The organism is Streptomyces sp. NBC_01465, from assembly GCF_036227325.1.
Taxonomy (GTDB): domain Bacteria; phylum Actinomycetota; class Actinomycetes; order Streptomycetales; family Streptomycetaceae; genus Streptomyces.
The window spans coordinates 2,304,198-2,323,673 of the sequence record NZ_CP109467.1 but is presented as its reverse complement, the minus strand read 5'-3'; the positions used below and the strand labels follow the sequence as shown (position 1 = coordinate 2,323,673).

The window sequence follows — 19,476 nt, the reverse complement described above, 5'->3', positions numbered from 1 at the left end:
CGCGTGGACCACAGGGCTGAGATATCCGCACGCTATGACGGTTTGGCCGAGTCCTACGACCGATCGGGGCCGCCCTTCTACTCCGTTGCCGGTGAACTGCTGGTCCAGCAGCTGGAGTTGACACCTGGCGGGCGGATCCTGGACGCCGGCTGCGGTCGGGGTGCGTGTCTCTTTCCCGCCGCGGCGGCGGTCGGGCCCACGGGGCAGGCGGTCGGAGTGGACATCTCGCCCGGCATGGTCCGGAAGACGGCGGCCGACGCCGCCCGACTCGGCCTGGCGCAGGTGAAGGTCGCGGTCGGGGACGCGGAGGCGCCGGACTTCGCCGATGCGTCCTTCGACGCGATCACGTCCGGCTTCGTACTGCGACAACTCCCTGACCCCGAAGCCGGGTTGGACGCCTACCGTCGACTGCTGAGGCCGGGCGGCCGATTGGGGATCTCCCAGTTCGTCTCGGGGTTCCCTCCCGATTGGCGGTCGGTGGACGTAGCTCTGGAGCGCTTCGCACCCGCCGCGCAGCGGAGCGACCGGGTGGATCCGCCGGGTCTGGCGCGGGCGGCCGGGTTCGTGGACGTGACCACTGAAGAGCTGACGGTCGACGTCACGCTGGAGGGGCCCGCGGAGTGGTGGGACTACCTCTGGTGGAGCGTGCACCGGGGGAGAGTCGCAGCCATCCCCGAGGCGCGACGCGGGGAGGCACGCGCCGCCGCCCTTGCGGCGGTTCAGGGATTGCGTGCGGGGGACGGCCGACTGGTCATGCCCATCCGGGTGCGCTGCACCACAGCGACGCGCCCGCCCGCACCTTGACCGTCGGGGCACTGCGAGACCGTATGACCGGCGCGGGTGAATCTCGTGCGCGCCACCACCCGCGTTCGCCGGGATCGCGGGATGCACCCGCAGTGTGAGCCCCATGAGCACACAGTCTGATCAGCACGGCACAGCAGCCGGCCGTCCCACCCGTCGGACCCTTCTCGCGGGGGCCGGCGCCGGTGCCGCGGTACTCGCCGGGGGGATCGGCGCCGCACCCGCGGCGGTCGCCGTCCCGGCCGCCGCACCCACCGAACGCGATGCCGCTCTCGCCGTCGCCCGCGCGATCCTCGTCCTGGACAAGGACGGGCAGCCGTTGGGGGAGCGGTACGCCGAAGTCCTGCTGAAGGAGGGGCTGCCGGAGAACGGCAAGGCTCCGAGGAAGGTCCTCGTCGTGGGTGCCGGGCCATCCGGAATGGTCGCCGCGCATCTGCTCAAGCAGGCCGGGCACGACGTCACCGTCATCGAGGCCAACGGGAACCGCGTGGGTGGGCGGATCAAGACCTTCCGGTCCGGCGGGCACGAGCATGCGTCGGCCCCCTTCGCCGATCCGAAACAGTACGCAGAGGCCGGGGCGATGCGGATTCCCGGGAGCCACCCGCTGGTCTCCGGGCTCATCGACAGCTTCGGGCTCAAGCGGCGGAAGTTCCGGCTCGTGGATGTCGACGCGCACGACAAGCCCGCATTCCGGACCTGGCTGTACGTGAACGGGATCCGCGTCCGGCGGGCCGACTACGCGAAGGATCCGCGCGTCGTCAACCGGTCCTTCGGCGTTCCCGAGCAGTACGAGACCGTGCCGTCCGGCACGATCCTGCGCAATGCGCTCGCCCTCGCGTACACCGAGATCGAGGGGAAGAAGGGCGGCGAACTGCTGGAAGGGTGGGCGAACGTCGTGCAGCGGTACGGGCACTGGTCGATGTACCAGTATCTGACCGAGGCCGCCAAGCTCGACGCCGCCACGATCGATCTGGTCGGGACGCTGGAGAACGTCACGTCGCGGATGCATCTGGGGTTCATCCACGCCTTCATCGACGCGTATCTGATCAGCCCCGACACCACCTTCTACGAACTCCCCGGCGGCACCGCCACGCTGGCCGACGCGCTCTACGCGCAGGTGAAGGATGTGGTGCGGCTCGACCGGCGGGTCACGCGGATCAGTTACGACCCCGTGAAGCCCTCCGTCACCGTCGACACCGTCTCGGAGGGGAAGGACGGCAAGGTCGTCCGGGAGACCTTCACCGGCGAGGCCGCCATCGTCACCGTGCCGTTCTCCGGGCTGCGCCACATCCCGGTCGAGCCCCCGCTCTCGTACGGCAAGCGGCGTGCCATCACCGAGATGCACTACGACGCGGCGACCAAGGTGCTGCTCGAATTCAGCGAACGCTGGTGGGAGTTGGACGAGAAGGGATGGGAAGCGGCGCTGGAGGCGGTCCGGCCCGGGCTGTACGAGGACTACCGGCGCGGGAAGGTCCCGGCCGACGGGTCGCTGCTGGGGGCGCATCCCTCCGTGCCCAAGGGGCACATCAGCGATGCGCAGCGGGTGCACTACGCGGCCAGCCGGGCCGTGGCGAAGGATCAGCCCGAGGCCGCGCACGTGGTCGGGGGCGGGTCGGTCACCGACAATCCGAACCGGTTCATGTTCCAGCCGTCGTATCCGGTGGAGGGGAGCCCGGGCGGGGTGGTGCTCGCCTCGTACAGCTGGGCCGACGACGCGCTGAAGTGGGACTGCTTCGACGACGAGGAGCGGTATCCGCGGGCGCTGGGCGGAGTGCAGGAGGTCTACGGGCAGCGGATCGAGGTGTTCTACACGGGAGTTGGGCGCACGCAGTCGTGGATGCGTGATCCGTACGCGTACGGCGAGGCGTCCGTGCTGATGCCCGGCCAGCACACCGAGCTCCTGCCGCACACGGTGACGGCCGAGGGGCCGCTGCACTTCGCGGGCTGTCATACGTCGGTCAAGCCCGCCTGGATCGAGGGCGCGCTGGAGTCGGCGGTGCGCACCGCGCTGGAGGTCCACGCCGGGATCTGAGGCCGCGGTCTGAGGCCGGGCGCGGCTGTGCGCCCCCGCGGGGTCAGAACCCGCGGAGGCGCACAGCGGTCGGGGGCTAGCGGGTCGAGAAGGTGTGGAGCGTTGTCGTGCGGTACGTCTGGCCGGGACGCAGCACCGTTGACGGGAAGTTGCTCTGGTTCGGGGAGTCCGGGAAGTGCTGGGTCTCCAGGCAGAGCGCGTCGCCCTGGCGGTAGATGTGGCCCGAGGTGCCGACCAGCGTGCCGTCCAGGAAGTTGCCCGAGTAGAACTGCAGGCCCGGCTCTGTCGTGTGGATCTTCATCACGCGGCCCGACGCGGGGTCGGACAACGTCAGGGCGTACTCGGGGGTCTGTGTGATCCCCTTGTCCAGCGCCCAGTTGTGGTCGATCCCCTTGCCGTACAGGAGCTGCTGGTTCGCCTTGCGGATGTCCGCGCCGATCACCTTCGTGCGGCGGAAGTCGAAGGGGGTGCCCGCGACCTTCGCCAGTTCGCCGGTGGGGATCAGGGCCGAGTTCACCGGGGTGTAGCGCGAGGCGGCCAGTTCGAGGGTGTGGTCGTAGATCGAGCCCGTGCCCTCGCCGGAGAGGTTGTAGTAGGTGTGGTTGGTGAGGTTGACGACCGTGGCCTTGTCGGTCGTCGCCTCGTAGTCGATGCGCCATTCGCCGCGCGCGGTGAGGGCGTAGGTGACCTTCACCTTGAGGTTGCCGGGGTAGCCCATCTCGCCGTCGGGCGACGTCCGGGTCAGGACCAGGCCGGTTTCGGAGCCCTTGGTGTACGGGGCGACGTTCCACGGGACCTTGTCGAAGCCCTTGGTGCCGCCGTGGAGGGAGGTCGTGGTGTCGTTCAGGGGGAGCTGGTACGTCGTGCCGTCCAGCGTGAACTTCCCGCCCGCGATGCGGTTGCCGTAGCGGCCGATCAGCCCACCGAAGTAAGGGGACTTGGCGACGTAGTCGGCGAGGTTGTCGAAGCCGAGCGCGACGTTGGCCCGCCTGCCGTGGCGGTCCGCCGTCTCCAGGCGGTGGATGATTCCGCCGTACGAAAGGACCTGGAGGCGGGTGCCTCCGTTCGCGACCGTCCAGACGTACACCTTCGTGCCGTCGTCCAGGGTGCCGAAGTACTCCTTGGACGGGGTGTGCGACGGGCGCGACGAAGCCTGCGCCTGTGTCGCCGTGCCCAGCGTCGTCGCGGCCAGGCCTGCCGCCGCCGTCGCTGCCAGTACTGTGCGTCTGCTCGTGCTCATGTGCGGCTCCTCGGGAGGCAGTTGCATTACGAACCGACCTTGCGCTTGTTGTAGACGTCGAAGCCGACCGCGGCCAGGAGCACGAGCCCCTTGATGACCTGCTGGTAGTCGGTGCCGATGCCCACCAGGGACATGCCGTTGTTGAGCACGCCCAGGACCAGACCGCCGATGATCGCGCCGAAGACCGTGCCGACGCCGCCGCTCATCGACGCGCCGCCGATGAACGAGGCGGCGATGGCCTCGAGTTCGAAGTTCACACCGGCATTGGGGGTGCCCGCGTTGAGGCGGGCGGCGAAGACGATGCCCGCCAGGGCCGCGAGGACGCCCATGTTCACGAAGACCAGGAAGGTGACGCGCTTGTCCTTGACGCCCGAGAGCTTGGCCGCGGCCTGGTTGCCGCCGAGCGCGTAGACGTGGCGTCCGACGATCGCGTTGCGCATCACGAAGCCGAGTCCGATGAGCAGGGCGGCCAGGATGAGCAGCACCACGGGGACGCCCCGGTAGCTGGCGAGGGTCATCGTGAAGGCGAGGACCGCCGCGATCATCGCCACCAGCTTGGTGATGAAGATCCCCTTCGGCAGGACGTCGAGCTCGTACTCCTGCTCGCGGCGGCGCGAACGGAGCTCCTGGACCACGACCACCGCGATCAGGACGAGACCCATCAGCACGGTCAGGTTGTGGTAGTTGGTGTTCGGGCCGACCGAGGGCAGGTAACCGGTGGAGATCTTCTGGAAGCCCTCGGGGAAGGGGCCGAGCGAACGCGAGCCGAGCATGATCTGCGTGGCACCGCGGAAGATCAGCATTCCGGCGAGGGTCACGATGAAGGATGGAATTCCCACGTACGCGATCCAGAAGCCCTGCCAGGCGCCCGCCACCGCGCCGATCAGCAGCCCGATGACCAGGGCGACCGGCCATGACACATGGTGTTCGACCATCATCACCGCGCACGCGGCCGACACGAAGGCCGCCAGCGAACCGACCGAGAGGTCGATGTGGCCCGCGATGATGACGATCATCATGCCGATGGCCAGGACCAGGATGTAGCTGTTCTGGAGGACCAGGTTGGTGACGTTGTTCGGCTTGAGCAGAACGCCGTCGGTCCATATCTGGAACAGGACGACGATCAGGCCGAGCGCGATCAGCATGCCGTACTGGCGCATATTGCGGCGCGCCGATTCCAGGAGCAGGGCCCCGGCGGTGGGGCCGGTGGAGCGGGGCGCCGGCGGAGCGCTCTTCTTGATGTCGGTGGGAACGGGGCCCATGTCGGCTACCTCTTGTCCATGGTCATGTGGCGCATCAGAACTTCTTGTGTCGCTTCGGCCCTGGAGATCTCACCGGTGAGCCGGCCGGCCGCCATCGTGTAGATGCGGTCGCACATGCCGAGCAGTTCGGGGAGTTCGGAGGAGATGAAGACGACGGCTTTGCCTTCGGCTGCCAGTTGGTCGATGACGGTGTAGATCTCGTACTTGGCGCCGACGTCGATGCCGCGGGTCGGTTCGTCCAGGATCAGGACGTCGGGACCCGCGAAGATCCACTTGGAGAGGACGACCTTCTGCTGGTTGCCGCCGGAGAGCCGCCCGACCTGCTCGAAGACGGTCGGGGTCTTGATGTTCATGGTCTTGCGGAACGACTCGGCGACCCGGGTCTCCTCGTGCTCGTCGACCACCCCGCGCTTGGTCACCTTGGGCAGGGCGCTCAGGGTGATGTTGCGGCTGATGGTGTCGATGAGGTTGAGGCCGTACTGCTTGCGGTCCTCGGTGACGTACGCGATGCCGTGGCGGACCGCCTCGGGGACGGTCTTGGTCCGGATCTCCTTGCCGTCCTTGAAGACCTTGCCGCTGATGTTGCGGCCGTAGCTCCGCCCGAAGACGCTCATCGCGAGCTCGGTGCGGCCCGCCCCCATCAGCCCCGCGATGCCGACGATCTCGCCGCGGCGCACATGCACCGAGACGTCGTCGACGACCTTGCGCTGCTGGTCGATGGGGTGGTGGACGGTCCAGTCGCGGACTTCGAGCGCCGGATGGGTGTCCGCGGTCCCGTCGTACGGCGTCCGGTCGGGGAAGCGGTGGTCGAGGTCGCGGCCCACCATGGAGCTGATGATCCGGTCCTCGGTCGTCTCCTCCGAGCGCACATCGAGGGTCTCGATGGTCCTGCCGTCGCGCAGGACCGTGACGGAGTCGGCGACCGCCGATATCTCGTTGAGCTTGTGGGAGATGATGATCGAGGTGATGCCATGCTCCTTCAACTCCAGGATGAGCCGGAGGAGTTGGGCACTGTCCTCGTCGTTCAGGGCAGCCGTCGGCTCGTCGAGGATGAGGAGCTTGACCTCCTTGGAGAGCGCCTTGGCGATCTCCACGAGCTGCTGCTTGCCGACCCCGATGTCCGCCACCCGGGTCTGCGGGTGCTCCTTCAGTCCGACCCGCTTCAGCAGCCTGGAGGCGTGCTTGAGCGTCTCGTTCCAGCTGATGACGCCCCGGGTCGCGTGCTCGTTGCCGAGGAAGATGTTCTCGGCGATCGAGAGGTACGGGACGAGCGCCAGCTCCTGATGGATGATGACGATCCCGCGCGCCTCGCTGGCCCGGATGTCCTTGAACGAGCAGCCCTCGCCCTGGAAACGGATCTCGCCGTCGTAACTCCCGTGCGGATGAACCCCGCTGAGAACCTTCATCAGGGTCGACTTGCCCGCGCCGTTCTCCCCGCAGATCGCGTGGACCTCCCCGGCGGCGACGGTCAGTGTCACATCGGAGAGCGCCTTGACCCCGGGGAAGGTCTTGACGATCGAGCGCATCTCCAGGACGGGGGCTCCGGTCACTTCAGGTCACTCGCCTTGAGGTAGCCCGAGTCGACCAGTTCCTTCTGGTAGTTGGTCTTGTCGACGGCGACCGGGTCGAGCAGGTACGAGGGGACGATCTTGACGCCGTTGTTGTACGACTTGGTGTCGTTGGTCTCCGGCGTCTTGCCCGTGAGCATCGCGTCCGCCATCTGCACGGTGACCTTGGCGAGCGCGCGGGTGTCCTTGTAGACGGTCATCGTCTGCTCGCCCGCGATGATCGACTTCACCGAGGCGACTTCCGCGTCCTGCCCGGAGATGACCGGCAGCGGCTTGGAGGCGGACCCGTAACCGTCGGACTTCAGGGAGGAGAGGATGCCGATCGATATCCCGTCGTACGGGGAGAGGACCGCGTCGACATTGGCGGCGGAGTACGCCTTGGTCAGCAGGTTGTCCATGCGCTTCTGGGCGGTGCCGCCGTCCCAGCCCTGGGTGGTGACCTGGTTGAGGTCCTTCTGGCCGCTCTTGATGACCAGCTGCTTCTTGTCGATGTACGGCTTGAGCGTCTTCATGGCGCCGTCGAAGAAGTAGCGCGTGTTGTTGTCGTCGGGGGAGCCGGCGAAGAGCTCGATGTTGAACGGGCCCTTCTTGGCACCGGACTTGAGGCCGAGCTTGTCGACCAGGTACGAGGCCTGGAGGACGCCGACCTTCTCGTTGTCGAACGAGGCGTAGTAGTCGACGTTCTTGGTGCCGAGGATCAGGCGGTCGTAGGCGATCACCTTGATGTGCTGGTCGGCGGCCTGCTGCAGGACGTCGGTGAGCGCCTTGCCGTCGATCGCCGCGATGACCAGGACGTTGACGCCCTTGGTGATCATGTTCTCGATCTGGTTGACCTGCTGGTCGACGCTGTTCTCGCCGTACTGGAGGTTGGTCTTGTAGCCCATCGCCTGGAACTGCTTGACCATGTTGTTGCCGTCGGCGATCCACCGCTCGGAGGACTTGGTCGGCATGGCGATCCCGATCGTGGATCCCTTGCCTGCCGACTTGGTCTCCTTCGATCCGCCGGAACTGCTCTGGCCGCAGGCGGCGAGGGCGAGGGTGAGGGATCCGGCGATCAGGGTGAGTGCTGCTCTGCGCGTGCGCATGGTCATCAGTCCTCTGCGGGGGTGGGTACGGAGAAACGGGTGAGGGTGCCGGGGAGGCGGGAGCCGAGCGGGGACATGCCGCCGTCCGCGCCGTGTCGTGCGAGGAGGTCGAGGGCGAGCCGGCCGCGCCTGACGCGTTCGCGGGCGGTGTTGAGGGTGTGGTCGCGGAGCTGGGCGCCGTAGGGGTAGATCCCGGGGGACTTGGAGAGCCCGAACTTGAGGTAGATCGGGGCGCCGCGCCGGATCAGCTCGGCGGCCTCGTACATCCGGACGTAGCCGCCGAGGTCGTCGGGGGCCTCGATGTAGAGGTCCATGGGGGTGGCGGAGACCCGGCGGATCTCGGTGAAGTGGGCGAGCGTGAGGTCGGAGGGGATGTTGATGGAGTCCGCGCCGAGCTGCTCGTAGACGGCGTACGAGGCCGGGTTGACCGGTCCGATCAGCGCCGACACCTTGAAGGTGGTGTCGGCGGGCAGCACGCCGGCCGTACGGAGCTGGTGCAGCGACCAGAGCACGCCCTCGTCGGCGACCAGCAGACACTTGACGCCCAACTCCGTTGCGCGCAGGGCGTCTTCGACGCACCCGGCGAGCGCGTCGTGGCCGCGGGCGCGCAGCCCGGCGCCGCCCGAGTCCGTACGCGTGGAGCCGCCGATGTCCCAGGTGCCGCGCGGCCCGGTGAAGAGGCAGAGCTCGATGTCGCGCTCGGCGCAGGCCTCGACCATCTCGGTGATCTCGGCGTCGGTCAGCATCCAGACGCCGCTGCCCTGGCTGATGCGGTGGATGGGCACGTCGAGTCTGGAGGACTCCTTCAGTACGACGGCGAGCGCCTCCGGGCCCTCGACGGAGGGGATCTCGGTACGCCAGGTGCCGCCGTCGGGGAAGGCGTGCGGGGAGGAGTCGGCGGGGTTGTGGGCAGGCGCGGCGAGGCCGAGCGCGGCGAGGGCCTGTTCGCCGGGTCGGCGGGCTCCTGAGGGGGTGGTCACGTGACTCCTCGGTGTTCGAAATTTCGTACGCAGTTCGGATATCAGGGCACGGAGCTGCTACTCCGGGTGCAGCAGGACCTTGCCGACCTTCGGGTCGCCGCTGCCCACCAGGTCGATGGCGTGCGGGAATTCGCTGAGCGCGAGCTCATGGGTGATGAGGGGTACGGGGTCGAGGAGACCTGCGCCGAAGACCCGTACGGTGTGCGCCCAGGCGGCCGGGGGTGCGCCGAACACGGTCTGCACCTCCAGCTGCCGTACGACCAGATCGGTCGGATCGAGCCCCTGCGCGCCCGCGGCCGGAATCCCGGTGAGGACGAGCCGGCCGCCGCGGCGGAGGAGGGCTGCGGCCGTGGTGGCGGCGGATGCGGAGCCCGCGGTCTCGATGACGACGTCGTAGTCGGCGGCGGGGAGGTCGTGCCGGGTCCGGAAGGAGGTCGCGCCGAAGGCGTGCGCGAGCGCCTCGCGGTCGGTGCTGCTGCCGACGGCGAGGAGCTCGCCGGGGGAGCCGGCCGCGAGGAACTGCACGGCGAACATCCCGAGCGTCCCGGTCCCGACGACGGCGACGCGCTCACCGGGCCGGGCATTGGCCTTCAGCGCGGCGGCGGCGATGCAGGCGGCGGGCTCCAGGAGGGCGGCGGCGTTGAGGTCGGCGGCGTCGTCGAGGGGGTGGAGGAGGCGGGCGGGCAGGGTGAGGGTGGGCGCCATGGCGCCGGGCTGGGTGAACCCGGTCTCCTCGTACCCCGCGGTGCAGAGGGTGGTGTCCCCGGCATGGCACCGGTCGCACACCTGACAGTTGCGGAACCCCTCGCCGACGACCTTGCGCCCGACGAGGGCGGCGGGCGCGCCGGGTCCGACGGCCTCGACGGTGCCGGACCACTCGTGGCCGGGGGTGACGGGGTAACGGACGTACTCCGGCGGCCGGTTGCCCTGCCAGAGCTCCCGGTCACTGCCACAGATCCCGGAGGCGTGCACGCGGACACGGGCCTCGCCGGGCCCGGGTTCGGCGACCTCGTGGGGGACGAGGCGGTGGGCGCCGGGGGCGTCGAGGACGATGTGGTGGGCGGTGGAGCTGCCGGCCCCGCTCATCCCTGGCCCCCACCCTTCGGCGCCCTCTTCTCCCAGCCCTCGGCCCACAGGTCGAACCGGGCCTGCTGCTGCGGGAATTCCGCCGCAGCATCCACATCCAGCTCCACCCCGAGCCCCGGCGCGTCCGAGATCTCGAAGTAGCCGTCGACCACCTTCGGCGCCCCCTTCACGACCTTCTTGATCTCCGCGTCCGCGAAGTCGTTGAAGTGCTCCAGGATCTTGAAGTTCGGCGTCGAGAACCCGACTTGCAGCGACGCAGCCGTCAGCACCGACCCGCCCACGTTGTGCGGCGCCACCAGCACGTAGTGCGTCTCCGCCGTCGCTGCCAGCTTCCGCGTCTCCCAGATTCCGCCGATGTGCCCGACGTCCGGCTGGATGATGTCCGCGGCCTGCGACTCGAAGAGCTCCCTGAACTCGATCCGGTCGTGGATCCGCTCCCCGGTCGCGACCGGGATCTCCACCTTCCCCGCCACCTTCTCCAGCGCCTTCAGGTTCTCCGGCGGCACCGGCTCCTCCAGCCACGCCGGCTTGAAGGGCGCCAGGTCCCGCGCGAGCCGCACCGCCGTCGAAGGCGAGAACCGCCCGTGCATCTCCAGCATCAGCTCCGCGTCGGGCCCGATCGCATCGCGCACCGCCTCGATCAGCGAGACCGAGTAGTTGGTCTGCGCCTGGTCGAGCTCGAAGTGCCCGGTCCCGAACGGGTCGATCTTCAGGGCCCGGTAGCCCCGCTCCATGACCGCGCGCGCCGCCTTGTGGTACGCCTCCGGCGTCCGCTCGGTGGTGTACCAGCCATTCGCGTACGCCTTGACCTTGTCGGTCACCTTGCCGCCGAGCAGCTGCCACACCGGCACGCCCAGCGCCTTGCCCTTGATGTCCCAGCACGCCATCTCGATGACCGCGATCCCGGACATGACGATCTCGCCGGCGCGCCCGTAGTCGCCGTACTTCATCTTCCGCACCAGGTCCTCGATCGCGAACGGATCGGACCCCGCGATGTGATTCGCGGTCGCCTCGTGCAGATAGCCGAGCAGCGCGTCGGTCCGCCCGAGCATCCGGGTCTCGCCGACGCCGGTGATGCCCTCGTCGGTGTGGACCTGGACATATGTCAGGTTGCGCCAGGGCGTCCCGACGACGTGGGTGGTGATTCCCGTAATACGCAAGGCAGTTGCCCCCGGAGATTGTTCGGTATTTCGTCACACGTTCGAAATGCTGGCGTGAACGTAATCGCGTCACGTGGCCGGAGTCAATGGTCCGGCGCGGGTCGATTTCGGCGGTGTGACGGGGGTGTTGACGGAGGGGCGTGAGGGGCGGCAAGCTCCCGGCCGTCGAAATATCGTAAAGCGTCCGAAATCTCGAACCCCGCACATCGAGCTTGAGGAGCCCCACACATGACCCGGATCAGCCGCCGCACCCTGATCGCCGCAGCGGGCGCAGCCCCCTTCGCGTACGCCCTCGCAGGGGCCGCCCCCGCCTCGGCGGCCCCCACCGCCGAGGCCGTCGCGCTCCCCGCCCCCACCGCGCACTGGGCCTTCGACGAGGGCGCCGGCACCACCGCCGCCGACGCCTCCGGCAACGGGAACACCCTCACCCTCACCGGCAAGGCGGCCTGGGGCGCGGCCAAGTCCGGTGCGTACAGCCTCGACACCACCCCCACCGGATACGCCGAGCACGACTCCGCCGTCGTCGACACCTCCGCCGCCTTCTCCGTCGCGGCCTGGGTCCGCCTCGCCCGCAACGACGGCTACCAGACCTTCGTCTCCGCCGACGGCGCGGCGGTCAGCGCCTTCTTCCTCCAGCTCCGCGCGGACACCGGCACCTTCGCCTTCACCCGCCTCCCCACCGACTCCACGGACGCGAACACCGCCGCGGCCGTCGCGGGCGCGACCTTCGCCCCCGAGACTGGCACCTGGTACCACCTCCTGGGCGTCGACGACCCGTCCGCCGGGACCATCAGGCTGTACGTCGACGGCGTACTGGAGGGCGAAGCCGCCTACACCAGTGGCTGGAAAAACGCCTCGGGCACCACCGCCGTCGGCCGCGGCTTCTACGGCGGCGCGAAGGTCGACCAGGCGTACGCACTGATCGACGAGGCCTCCCTCTACGCCATCGCCCTCACCGCCGACCAGGCCGCCGCCCTCGCCGGAGTCGACCCGGCCGACACCGCGCCCCTGCTCAGCATCGACACGGCGACGGCGGGCCCCACCGTCAGCCCCGACCTCGGCGGCATCTTCTTCGAGGACATCAACCACAGCGGCGAGGGCGGCCTCTACGCCGAACTGGTCAACAACCGCAGCTTCATGGCGGCGGCCACGCCCCTCCACTGGTCGGCGACGGGCGCGGGCACGATAACGATCGACACCTCGACCCCCCTCAACACCGCCCTCACCCAGTCCCTGAAACTGACCGTCACCGCCCCCGGCGACGGCATCTCCAACGAAGGCTTCTGGGGCATCCCCGTCCGCCCCCGCACCACCTACCGCGCCTCCCTCCGGGCCAAGGGCACCTACCGCGGCCGCCTCACCGTCGCCCTGACGGGCAAGGACGGCACGGTGTACGCGACGGGCACGACGAAGCCGGTCACCGGCGACTGGACCCGCTACGACCTGAAACTCCGCACAACGGCCGCCGCCCCCACCACATCGGCAGCCACCCTCACGGTCACCACCGGCAGCTCCGCCTCCTCCTCCGACACGCTCTGGTTCAGCAACGTCTCCCTCTTCCCGCCGACGTACAAGAACCGCCCCAACGGCCTCCGCCCCGACCTGGCCGAAAAGCTCGCCGCGCTGAACCCCAAGTTCCTGCGCTTCCCCGGCGGCAACTACCTCGAAGGCAACGTCATCGCCGACCGCTTCGACTGGAAGAAGACGATCGGCCCCGTCGAGGAGCGCCCCGGCCACCAGAACTCCGCCTGGGGCTACTGGTCCACCGACGGCCTCGGCCTCCTCGAATACCTGGAGCTCACCGAGGACCTCGGCTGTGCACCCCTCCTCTGTGTCTTCGCGGGGTACGCACTGCACGGCGAGCACGTCACGGGCGACGCCCTCAAGCCCTTCGTCCAGGACGCACTCGACGAGATCGAGTACCTGACAGGCGACACGACCACCCCCTGGGGCGCGCGGCGAGCGGCGGACGGCCACCCGAAACCCTTCCCCCTCACCTACGTGGAGATCGGCAACGAGGACTGGTTCGACACGTCCGGCTCCTACGAGGAGCGCTACGCGGCCTTCCACGACGCGATCAAGGCCGCCCACCCCCACCTCAAGCTGATCGCGACGACCCCCGTCGCCTCACGCCCGTACGACCTGATCGACGAGCACTACTACCAGTCGCCGTCGGCCTTCCAGCACGGCGCGCACAAGTACGACAACCGCGACCGCACCACCCCCAAGGTCTTCGTCGGCGAATGGGCCTCCCAGTCCGGCCGCCCCACCCCCGACCTCAATGCCGCACTGGGCGACGCCTCCTGGCTGACGGGCCTGATCCGCAACTCCGACCAGGTCCTGATGGAGTCGTACGCCCCGCTCTTCAGCCATGTCTCCAACAACGTCTGGGCCACCAACCTCATCGCGTACGACGCCCTGACGAGCTACAACTCACCCAGCTACTACGCCCAGCAGATCCTCCGCACCCACCAGGGCACGGTGGTCGCCCCGACGACGGCCCGCGCGCTGCCCGGCCTGAACACGGTCACCACACGCGACCCGGGAACGGGCCGGCTCTACGCGGCGGTGGTCAACTTCGGCTCGGTGCCGCGTACGACGCCGGTGGAGATCACGGGAGCGCGCAGAGTCCGCGCAACGGGCCGGGCAACGGTCCTCTCCGGCACATCCCTCTCCGACACGAACACCCTCACCGACCCGGAGAAACTGATTCCGCGGACGCACCGCATCACCAACCTCTCGACCACCTTCACCTACACCTTCCCGCCCTACTCGGTCACTGTCCTGGAGCTGGACGCGCCTCGCTAAGCTCCTCCCCATGCGAGATCTTGGGGCGGGCTTCGGCTATCTGATGAAGGGCCAGCGCTGGGTCGGCAAGCACGGGAGGCAGTACGGCTTCGGCCTGCTCCCCGGCCTGCTCACCCTGGTGCTGTACGTGGCGGCGCTGGTGGCGCTCGCCTTCTGGGCGGACGACGCGATCGCCTGGGCCACCCCCTTCGCGGACGACTGGAGCTCGCCCTGGCAGGGCCTGTTCCGCGGCTTCCTGACGGCGCTGCTCTGGGTCCTGTCGATACTGCTCGCCGTCATCTCCTTCACGGCGGTCACGCTGCTGATCGGCGAACCGTTCTACGAGAAGCTCTCGGAAGACGTCGACCGCAGCGAGTCCCCGGACGGCTCGGCCCCCGAATCGGGCCTCCCGCTCTGGCGCGAACTGTGGATCTCGGCCAGGGACAGCCTCCGCATACTGCTCCGGGCCGCGCTCTGGGGTCTGCTCCTCTTCGCGCTGGGCTTCGTCCCGGTGATCGGCCAGACGGTGATCCCGGTGCTCGCGGTCTGTGTGACGGGCTACTTCCTGACGCAGGAGCTGACAGCGGTGGCCATGCAGCGCCGCCGCATCGAACTCCGCGACCGCCTCACCCTCCTCCGCTCCCGCCGACTGCTGGCCCTCGGCTTCGGAGCCCCGCTGGCGGCATCGTTCCTGGTCCCGTTCGTGGCGATCTTCCTGATGCCGGGGGCGGTGGCGGGGGCGACGCTGATGACGCGCGAACTCCTGGGCGAGAACCCGGACCCGGAGCCGGAGGAAGCAGGCCCGTCCGGGGATTGAGCCCTGGCCCCGTCCACCATCCGGACGCCCCCTTGATCCCCGATACGCCCCTCACCACGATCCCCGTATGACCGAAGTCGTCGCAGTAGCCGTCATCACGATCCTCGCCGTCATCAGCCCCGGCGCGGACTTCGCCATGGTCGTCCGCAACAGTTACCTCTACGGCCGTACGACCGGACTCCTCGCCGCCGCGGGCGTCGCCGCCGGCGTCCTCGTCCACGTCACGTACACGATGCTCGGAGTCGGCCTGCTCATCGCCTCCTCCACCTCGCTCTTCACGGCGATCAAGCTCGTCGGCGCGGCCTACCTCGTCTACATCGGCATCCGCACCTTCCGCACCCGCGGCGACCTCCACCTCGACCTCGAATCGAAGCCCGAGCTCTCCCCGTTGGGCGCCCTGCGCACCGGCTTCCTCACCAACGCGCTGAACCCCAAGACAACGCTCTTCGTGGTCTCGACGTTCACTCAGGTCGTGGGCCCCGGCACCCCCGTCGCCCAACAGCTCGGCTACGGCCTGTTCATGTCCGCGGCCCACTTCGGCTGGTTCGGCCTCGTCGCGCTCTTCTTCTCCAACTCCCGCCTGCGCACCGCGATGCTCCGCTGGCAGAAGGCGCTCAACCGGGGCATCGGCTCGGTCCTGATCGGCCTCGGCGTCACGCTGGGCCTCGCGCGCTGACGCCTGCATCCAGGGTGGTCACTGGGCCTGAGGGCCTTCCTCCGCGATTCCGGCGAGGAGGGCATCGGCGAGTGTGACCTCCGTGTCGGTCAGCGGGCCGTTCCGGACCTGCGCGCTGACCGGCCCGGACCGGTCCGCTCCCATGGTGGCGAGCACCGAACCGTCCGGCGCCCACAATGCGCTCAGTCCGCACGCGTCGTAGGGACCCGCTCGACCGACATGGTTCGCGAGAGCGACGTACAGTCCGTTCGCCCCCGCGAGCGCCGGGTACACGGTTGCCACCTCACGCTCCCCGTTCCCGAGCCCGTACAGCGAACTGGCCATATACACACCACAGTTGTCAGCCGCGGCCCGCTCCGCCAGCTCCGGGAAGTGGTTGTCGAAGCACGTGGCCAGCGCGACCCGCACACCGCCCACCTCGAAACGCCCGTCCACCGCGCCCGCCGCGAAGAGATCGCGCTCGCTCTCGTACAGATGCTGCTTTTCGTAGCGCGTCAGCAGCGAGCCGTCGGGCCCGTACACATACGAGGTGATGGCAGGCCGCGCCGAGTCGCCCACCGCAGGAGCGGCGCAGTTGACCACCGCGGCCGTCCCCGTCTCCCGGCAGGCCTCCCGCACCGGATCGATCCGTGGATCGTCCGCCTCCGCCCACAGCTCTCGGTCCCTGGCGATCAGCCCCAACTCGTATCCGGTCAGGGCCAGCTCGGCGAAGCCCACCAGCGACGAACCTTCGCGCGCCGCTTCCCGTACGAAGCCGGCCATCACCTCCGCATTGGCGGCGATGTCGCCGGGCCGGCAGGTGAACTGGGCGACAGAGAAAATCACGCGCGCTCCGGATCGAGAAGGGTGACGAACGCGCGGTACGCCGCCGCCATGTCCACCGACTCCGGGTCCAGGAGCCACTGGTACTGCAACCCGTCCAGGACCGCGACCAGGAGAGGCGCCGCGTCCTCCGGGGTCAGCCCGCCCGGCAGGCGGTCGCCGTACTCCTTGCGCAGGGTGTCCGCCATCGACGCCCGCACCTGTACGTACCGCCGGGTGAAGAAGTCGCGCGCCGGATGGTCCTCGGTCACGCTCTCGCCGAGCAGCGCGGCGAAGGTCTGGACGATCCCCGGCCGCATCGCGTTGTATTCGACCAACGAGCCGAGCAGCTCAAGACTCCATGGCTCCGCCGTACGCCCCGACGCGCCCGGATCCCACCGGTCGCGCGCCTCCAGTACGGCGACGAGCAGCGCCTCCTTGGTCGGGAAGTAGTGCAGCAGCCCCTGCTGGGTGAGCCCGACGCGCTCGGCCACGGCGGCCAGACTCGCGCCCCGGTAGCCGCGTTCGGCGATCACTTCCAGGGCGGCGCGGAGGATCTCCGCCCGCCGCTCCTCGTTCCTGGCACTGGGCACGCGCCGGCTCCTTCCTCGTTGTCACGGATGCATAACAAATCCGACCGCTGTACCGGCAATGGGGTCAGGATAGAGACACACACCCGGTGGCTACACAGCGGAGGTACGGCCGTGTCAGAGACACTCCATCACGGGGCAGAGGCCCGCGAGGCGGCCGTGGAGGCGGCCCTCTCCAAGCTGGACCTCGACACCAAGGCCCGCCTGATCTCCGGCCAGGACTTCTGGTCCCTCCCCGAACTGCCCGAGATCGGCCTCGGCTCGCTCGTGATGTCCGACGGCCCCATCGGCGTACGCGGAGTCCGCTGGACCGCCGACGACCCCTCGATCGCCCTCCCGTCCCCGACCGCGCTCGCCGCCTCCTGGGACCCTGAACTGGCCCGCCGCGCTGGGGTGTTGCTGGCGCAGGAGGCCCGCCGCAAGGGCGTCCACGTACTGCTCGCGCCGACGGTCAACCTGCACCGGTCGCCGCTGGGCGGCCGCCACTTCGAGTGCTACTCCGAGGACCCGTACCTGACGGGCGAGATCGGCACGGGGTACATCCGGGGCGTTCAGTCGGGCGGCGTGGGCACCACGGTCAAGCACTTCGTCGGCAACGACGCGGAGACCGACCGCTTCACCGTCAACAACATCATCGCCCCGCGCCCGCTCCGCGAGCTCTACCTCGCCCCCTTCGAGGCGATCGTCGCGAACGCCCACCCCTGGGGCATCATGACCGCGTACAACACGGTCAACGGCACGACCATGTCCGAGCACCGCTACCTGGTCAACGAAGTCCTGCGCGGCGCATGGCACTTCGACGGCGCCAACGTCTCGGACTGGACGGCGGCCCGCTCGACAGTGGGCGACATCACGGGCGGCCTGGACGTGGCGATGCCCGGCCCGCGCACGCCGTACGGCCCACCGCTCGCGGCCGCGGTCCGCGCGGGCGAGGTCGACGAGGCGGACGTGGACGCGGCGGTGCGCAACGTCCTGCGCCTGGCGGCCCGCGTGGGCATCCTGGAGGGCGCGGACCCGGTCGTCCCCGCGTCGGACCTCCCCGCCCAGGTCGACGGCGACGCGCTTGCCCGCGAGGTCGCCCGCCGCTCCTTCACGCTCGTACGCAACGAAGCCGAGACCCTGCCGCTGAACCCGACGACCCTGCGCTCCCTCGCCCTCATCGGCGCGGCGGCCCGCGACGCCCGCATCCTCGGCGGCGGCTCCGCGACGGTCTTCCCCAACCATGTGATCTCCCCGCTCGACGGGCTGACCGAGGCGCTGGGCGAGGGCGTCGTGACGTACGCGATCGGAGCGGACCCCAGCGGCGAACTGGCCGCCGCCGAGAAGGGGTTCGCGCTGCGCGCGATCTGCCGCGACGCGCAGGGCGAGGTCCTCGGCGAGGGTTCCGTGCCCGGCGGCCAGGTCAAATGGGTCGGCAGCGACCTGCCGGACGGGGTGACGCACGAGGCGCTGCACACGGTGGAGGTCACGGGCACGTTCACGCCGCGCGAGACCGGCGAGCACACCTTCGGCACGCAGGGCCTGGGCGGCTTCGAAGTCACGGTGGCGGGCCACACCCTCTTCACGGGCATGGAACGCCCCGCGGACGTGTCCGACCCCTTCGCGGCGGTGTTCGGCGGCGCGGTGGAGCGTGGCCGCGTCACCCTGAAGGCGGGCGAGCCGGTCCCGGTGACGCTCACCAACACGGTCTACAAGGAGTCGGGTTCACGCCTCCAGGCGATCGGCTTCACCCTGATGCACCGCGACCCGCAGCGTGACGCGGACGAACTGATCGCGGAGGCGGTGGCGACGGCGAGCGCGGCGGAGGTGGCAGTGGTGGTGGTCGCGACGACGGAGGCGGTGGAGTCCGAGGGCCACGACCGTACGGACCTGCGACTGCCGGGCCGCCAGGACGAGTTGGTGCGCGCGGTGGTGGCGGCCAACCCGAACACGGTGGTCGTGGTGAACGCGGGCTCCCCGGTGGAGCTCCCGTGGCGCGACGAGGTGGCGGCGGTGCTGCTGAGCTGGTTCCCGGGCCAGGGGGGCGGGGCGGCACTGGCGGACGTCCTGCTGGGCACGGAGGAGCCGGGCGGCCGACTGCCCACGACGTGGCCGGCGGTGTTCGAGGACGCACCGGTGACGGAGGTGATCCCGACGGACGGCGAACTCCCGTACACGGAGGGCGTGTTCATCGGCTACCGGGCCTGGGACAGGACGGGCGTGCAGCCGGCGTACGGCTTCGGGCACGGCCTGGGCTACACGACGTGGCGGTACGAGTCGGTGGAGGCGACACCGACGACGGCGAAGGTCCGCGTCAGCAACACGGGCGGGAGGAGGGGGCGCGAGGTGGTGCAGGTGTACGTGGCCCCGACGGCCGACACGGTGGAGCGCCCGGCGCGCTGGCTGGCGGGATTCGCGAGCGTGGAGGCGGGGCCGGGGGAGTCGGCGGAGGTGGAGATCGCGCTGCCGCGCAGGGCGTTCGAGATCTGGGACGAAGGGGAGGGGGCGTGGTCGTTGGTCGGGGGCGAGTACGAGATCCGGGTCGCGCACGCGCTGCAGGACGTACGCCTGACGACAACGGTGAACGTCTGACGGGCTGGTCCCACTGGGGC

Annotated in this window: 15 protein-coding genes; 6 read left to right on the top strand and 9 right to left on the bottom strand. The window is 69.6% G+C overall.

Going from position 1 to position 19,476, the window contains the following annotated elements; all coding sequences use genetic code 11:
• The first annotated feature begins 3 nt into the window (after positions 1-3).
• Together OG707_RS10685 and OG707_RS10680 are read left to right on the top strand one after the other, a co-directional pair.
• Positions 4-804 carry a class I SAM-dependent methyltransferase gene (locus tag OG707_RS10685; protein WP_329116832.1) on the top strand — a complete coding sequence of 267 codons (801 nt, stop codon included), beginning with the start codon at positions 4-6 and terminating at the stop codon, positions 802-804.
• Between the two features lie 103 nt (positions 805-907).
• A complete protein-coding gene (locus OG707_RS10680) occupies positions 908-2,833 on the top strand; it encodes a flavin monoamine oxidase family protein (protein ID WP_329116830.1) in 1,926 nt (641 codons plus the stop codon).
• 76 nt (positions 2,834-2,909) lie between these two features.
• On the opposite strand, the gene OG707_RS10675 is transcribed toward OG707_RS10680, so the two are convergent.
• The 7 genes from OG707_RS10675 to OG707_RS10645 are packed head-to-tail and all read right to left on the bottom strand — an operon-like array spanning position 2,910 to position 11,214.
• A complete protein-coding gene (locus OG707_RS10675) occupies positions 2,910-4,073 on the bottom strand; it encodes an aldose epimerase family protein (RefSeq protein WP_329116828.1) in 1,164 nt (387 codons plus the stop codon).
• 26 nt (positions 4,074-4,099) lie between these two features.
• Complete coding sequence (gene mmsB / locus OG707_RS10670; RefSeq protein WP_329116826.1) at positions 4,100-5,335, bottom strand: multiple monosaccharide ABC transporter permease; 1,236 nt, start codon at positions 5,333-5,335, stop codon at positions 4,100-4,102.
• Positions 5,336-5,340: 5 nt separating this feature from the next.
• The gene (gene mmsA / locus OG707_RS10665) at positions 5,341-6,861 is read right to left on the bottom strand and encodes a multiple monosaccharide ABC transporter ATP-binding protein (RefSeq protein ID WP_329127721.1); all 1,521 of its coding nucleotides are present in this window, start codon (positions 6,859-6,861) and stop codon (positions 5,341-5,343) included.
• 20 nt (positions 6,862-6,881) lie between these two features.
• Positions 6,882-7,994, bottom strand: coding sequence for a multiple monosaccharide ABC transporter substrate-binding protein (gene chvE / locus OG707_RS10660; protein ID WP_329116824.1), 1,113 nt, complete (start codon positions 7,992-7,994; stop codon positions 6,882-6,884).
• Positions 7,994-8,968: a hypothetical protein gene (locus OG707_RS10655; RefSeq protein ID WP_329116822.1), complete on the bottom strand. Its 975-nt coding sequence runs from the start codon at positions 8,966-8,968 to the stop codon at positions 7,994-7,996. Before OG707_RS10655 ends, chvE begins: the two co-directional genes overlap by 1 nt.
• A gap of 57 nt (positions 8,969-9,025) precedes the next feature.
• The gene (locus tag OG707_RS10650) at positions 9,026-10,054 is read right to left on the bottom strand and encodes a zinc-dependent alcohol dehydrogenase (RefSeq protein ID WP_329116820.1); all 1,029 of its coding nucleotides are present in this window, start codon (positions 10,052-10,054) and stop codon (positions 9,026-9,028) included.
• Positions 10,051-11,214, bottom strand: a complete 1,164-nt coding sequence (locus OG707_RS10645; RefSeq protein WP_329116818.1) for a mandelate racemase/muconate lactonizing enzyme family protein — start codon at positions 11,212-11,214, stop codon at positions 10,051-10,053. Before OG707_RS10645 ends, OG707_RS10650 begins: the two co-directional genes overlap by 4 nt.
• Before the next feature lie 228 nt (positions 11,215-11,442).
• Between OG707_RS10645 and OG707_RS10640 the strand changes: the two genes are divergently transcribed.
• The 3 genes from OG707_RS10640 to OG707_RS10630 all read left to right on the top strand — a co-directional run bounded on the left by OG707_RS10640 (position 11,443) and on the right by OG707_RS10630 (position 15,494).
• Positions 11,443-14,022 (top strand): alpha-L-arabinofuranosidase C-terminal domain-containing protein, encoded by a 2,580-nt coding sequence (locus OG707_RS10640; RefSeq protein ID WP_329116816.1) that lies wholly within the window; start codon positions 11,443-11,445, stop codon positions 14,020-14,022.
• Between the two features lie 10 nt (positions 14,023-14,032).
• Positions 14,033-14,818 (top strand): EI24 domain-containing protein, encoded by a 786-nt coding sequence (locus OG707_RS10635; RefSeq protein ID WP_329116815.1) that lies wholly within the window; start codon positions 14,033-14,035, stop codon positions 14,816-14,818.
• Between the two features lie 67 nt (positions 14,819-14,885).
• Positions 14,886-15,494: a LysE family translocator gene (locus tag OG707_RS10630; protein ID WP_329116814.1), complete on the top strand. Its 609-nt coding sequence runs from the start codon at positions 14,886-14,888 to the stop codon at positions 15,492-15,494.
• A gap of 18 nt (positions 15,495-15,512) precedes the next feature.
• Here the strand turns inward: OG707_RS10630 and OG707_RS10625 are convergent, their stop codons facing one another.
• Positions 15,513-16,319 carry a carbon-nitrogen hydrolase family protein gene (locus OG707_RS10625; RefSeq protein ID WP_329116811.1) on the bottom strand — a complete coding sequence of 269 codons (807 nt, stop codon included), beginning with the start codon at positions 16,317-16,319 and terminating at the stop codon, positions 15,513-15,515.
• Positions 16,316-16,888 (bottom strand): TetR/AcrR family transcriptional regulator, encoded by a 573-nt coding sequence (locus tag OG707_RS10620; protein ID WP_329116810.1) that lies wholly within the window; start codon positions 16,886-16,888, stop codon positions 16,316-16,318. The genes OG707_RS10625 and OG707_RS10620 overlap by 4 nt, the downstream gene beginning before the upstream one ends.
• A gap of 111 nt (positions 16,889-16,999) precedes the next feature.
• On the opposite strand from OG707_RS10620, the gene OG707_RS10615 reads away from it, so the two are divergent.
• Positions 17,000-19,456 (top strand): beta-glucosidase family protein, encoded by a 2,457-nt coding sequence (locus OG707_RS10615; RefSeq protein ID WP_329116808.1) that lies wholly within the window; start codon positions 17,000-17,002, stop codon positions 19,454-19,456.
• Positions 19,457-19,476 lie beyond the last annotated feature (20 nt).